Genomic DNA, 1,892 nt, shown 5'->3' with positions numbered 1-1,892 from the left:
GCCCGGTAGGGGAGTCCATTGAGGATCTGAGGTCCGACACCGCGCAGTGGCCGTTCTCCGGCCCGCGCACGTGACCTCAGTGCGGACTCTTACCCGCCGGGCTTTCTCATGCCCGCCGGCGCGTCGCGCGATCCGCGGTGTCTCCATGCGTCACGCATCTTTCTCACCACCATGGAGGCGGCCCAATGTCATTTGCCATCGTCTGCTCGGATCTGTCGTTCGCGTGGGAGGACGGCACGGTCGTGCTGGACGGGCTGGACGTCGCGTTCGGCGCCGGCAGGACCGGCCTGATCGGCGTCAACGGGTCCGGGAAGTCGACCCTGCTGAAGATCATCGCCGGCGAGCTGCGCGCGGGCTCGGGCACCGTCAGCGTTGACGGGGAGGTCGGCTACCTGCCGCAGAACCTCGTCCTCGACGACGCCGCCACGGTGTCGGACCTGCTCGGCATCACCGCGACCCGCGCGGCCCTGCACGCCATCGAGCGCGGCGAGGCCACCGAGGAGAACTTCGCCGCCGTCGGGGACGACTGGGACGTCGAGGAGCGCGCCGCCGCCGAGCTCGACCGGCTCGGCCTCGGGCACCTCGGGCTGGACCGCACGGTCCCGACGCTGTCGGGCGGCGAGGCCGTGATGGTCGGGCTGGCCGCGCGCTTCCTGGCCCGGCCCGACGTCCTGCTGCTCGACGAGCCGACCAACAACCTGGACCTGGACGCGCGGCACCGCCTGTACGAGGCGGTGGCGTCCTGGACGGGCGTGCTCGTCGTCGTCAGCCACGACCGCGAGCTGCTCGACCGGGTCGACGAGATCGCCGACCTGCGCGAGGGCGCCGTCCGGTCCTTCGGCGGCAACCTGTCGGCCTACGAGGACCTGCTCGCGGTGGAGCGGGAGGCCGCGGAGCGGACCGTCAGGGCCGCCGAGACCGACCTGCGGCGGCAGAAGCGGGAGCTGGAGGAGGCCCAGGTCAAGCTGTCCCGTCGCAAGCGCTACGGCAACAAGATGCAGGAGAACAAGCGCGAGCCGAAGATCATTATGGGCGAGCGCAAGCGGCAGGCCCAGGTCTCGGCCGGCAAGCACCGCATCATGCACGAGGAGAGGCTCGCCGACGCCCGCACGCGGCTCACCGAGGCCGAGGGGGCCGTCCGCGAGGACGCCGAGATCCGCGTCGAACTGCCCGCCACCCGCGTCCCGGCGGGGCGGACGGTGCTGACCGTGACGGGGCTCGCCGCCCCCGACCCGGAACCCGGCACGCTGGGCGAGCTGATCGTCCGGGGGCCGGAACGGATCGCCCTGGTCGGACCCAACGGCTCGGGCAAGACCACGTTCCTGCGGGCGCTCGTGGGCGACCGGGTCCCCGAGGGCACGGCCGTGAAGATCGGTGTGGACGGCGTCCGGTACCTGCCGCAGCGGCTGGACGTCCTCGACGAGGGCCTCAGCGTCGCCGAGAACGTCCGGGCTCAGGCGCCGTCGGCTCCGCCCGCGCGGATCCGGGCGGGCCTGGCGCGGTTCCTGTTCCGCGGAGCGCGGGCCGACCAGCCGGCCGGGACCCTGTCGGGCGGCGAGCGGTTCCGCGCCGTGCTGGCGTCGCTGCTGCTCGCCGAGCCGGCCCCGCAGCTGCTCCTGCTGGACGAGCCGACGAACAACCTCGACATGGCCAGCGCCGCGCAGCTCGGGCAGGCGCTCGCCGCCTACGAGGGGGCTCTGATCGTGGTCAGCCACGACGTGCCGTTCCTGCGCACCCTCGGCATCACCCGCTGGCTGCGCATGGACCGGTCGTGCGGCCTCACCGAGGCCGAACCGATGTAGCGCGGACCAGCGGCGCCGGCGCGGCGGCCCCGTGCGGAGGAGCCGTAGTGCTCCGGGGTCGCGGACGATGCTCTCCTGGGGGAACGCCAC

Annotated in this window: 1 protein-coding gene; it reads left to right on the top strand. The window is 73.3% G+C overall.

What is annotated here, in order from left to right; all coding sequences use genetic code 11:
* The first annotated feature begins 185 nt into the window (after positions 1–185).
* Complete coding sequence (locus tag AB0C69_RS41880; RefSeq protein ID WP_360362405.1) at positions 186–1,802, top strand: ABC-F family ATP-binding cassette domain-containing protein; 1,617 nt, start codon at positions 186–188, stop codon at positions 1,800–1,802.
* The last annotated feature ends 90 nt before the right edge of the window (positions 1,803–1,892 follow it).

This window comes from Actinomadura sp. NPDC048032, from assembly GCF_040653175.1.
Lineage (GTDB): Bacteria > Actinomycetota > Actinomycetes > Streptosporangiales > Streptosporangiaceae > Spirillospora > Spirillospora verrucosospora.
The sequence above is the reverse complement of the archived record's forward strand: the minus strand, read 5'-3'. Positions and strand labels throughout refer to the sequence as shown.